Source organism: Terrabacter terrae, assembly GCF_039529575.1.
GTDB classification, from domain to species: domain Bacteria; phylum Actinomycetota; class Actinomycetes; order Actinomycetales; family Dermatophilaceae; genus Terrabacter; species Terrabacter terrae.
On record NZ_BAAANB010000236.1, the window covers coordinates 1 to 1,114 of the forward strand.

A 1,114-nucleotide genomic window follows, 5' to 3' on the forward strand; every position below is an offset into this window, starting at 1 on the left:
GTTGGTGTGCAGGGTTGCCTTCATGAGCCCAATCCTCGCACGCCGAGCACGTATGCCGTCCCGCCGCCCGATCGGGTACGTCACACCGGGTGGCCGACGGGTCGAGCTCCGACGGGGAACGCATCCGTCGGACCCACCGTTGCCAGGACAAGGGCAGGACCAGGGCAGGACCAGGATCATCCCCGCAACGGCGGGGGGAGCCGACCCGATGAGCAGCCGGCAGCAGCTGGCTCAGGACGGAGTGCCGATGTCGTTTCTGGACAGGCTGAGGAAGAAGGCCGAGGAGCTCGACCTCGAGACGAAGGCCAGGCAGCTGCAGGAGGCTGCGACGCAGACAGCCCAGCAGGCGCGTGAGAAGGCGGGCGAGTTCACGGCCGAGCACCGTGACCAGATCGACGGCTACGTCGAGACCGCCGGCGCCAAGATCGACGAGAAGACCGACCACAGGTACTCCGACCAGATCGCCAAGGTCACGCAGCAGCTCGAGCGCGGTGTGGACTTCGTCGCCGACGGCTACGGTCCTGCGGCAGGCACGGCGACCGGTGCGGCAGCCGCACCCGGGGCCGCCACCGGGACGGACGACGAGCTCTTCCCGGCCGACCCGGACTCGCCGGGCCCGGTCTCGGCCAGTCCCCTCGAGCCGCCGGCGCCGATCGATCCACCCACGCCAGTGCACGCCAGCGCTCCCAGCGCGGCTGCGGCGGACGAGCCGGTGTCGAGCCAGGACCCCAGCTGGGCGGCCACCGGCGGGCAGGGCGAGCAGGGCGGGCAGGGCGAGCAGAGCGAGGAGCAAGGCGAAGCGCGGGTTGACGAGCCGGTCGACGAGTCGCTGGTCGACACGGCCCTGGAGGACACCGTGCTCGGGCTCGACCACCCGCCGGTCACGCCACCGCACCACGACGAGCCCGCCCCCGAGGACGCCGACGCGGCGACGATCCGCTCACCCCGCCCACCGCACGACGAGCCCAGCTGAAGCGACCGGCGTCACGGCATACGCGAGGGCATCGGCCGTGGCCAGCGGACGGGACGGTGGTCCCCTGACGTCTCGGGGACTCGGCGCGGCGCGCGGCTGATGTTGGCAGGATGGGTAAGGACCGATCGACCTAGGAGGACT

1 protein-coding gene is annotated in these 1,114 nt (G+C 71.8%); it reads left to right on the plus strand.

Features of this window, described 5'->3' with window-relative positions:
• The first annotated feature begins 208 nt into the window (after positions 1–208).
• Complete coding sequence (locus ABD194_RS21490) at positions 209–973, plus strand: antitoxin (protein WP_343995334.1); 765 nt, start codon at positions 209–211, stop codon at positions 971–973.
• Positions 974–1,114 lie beyond the last annotated feature (141 nt).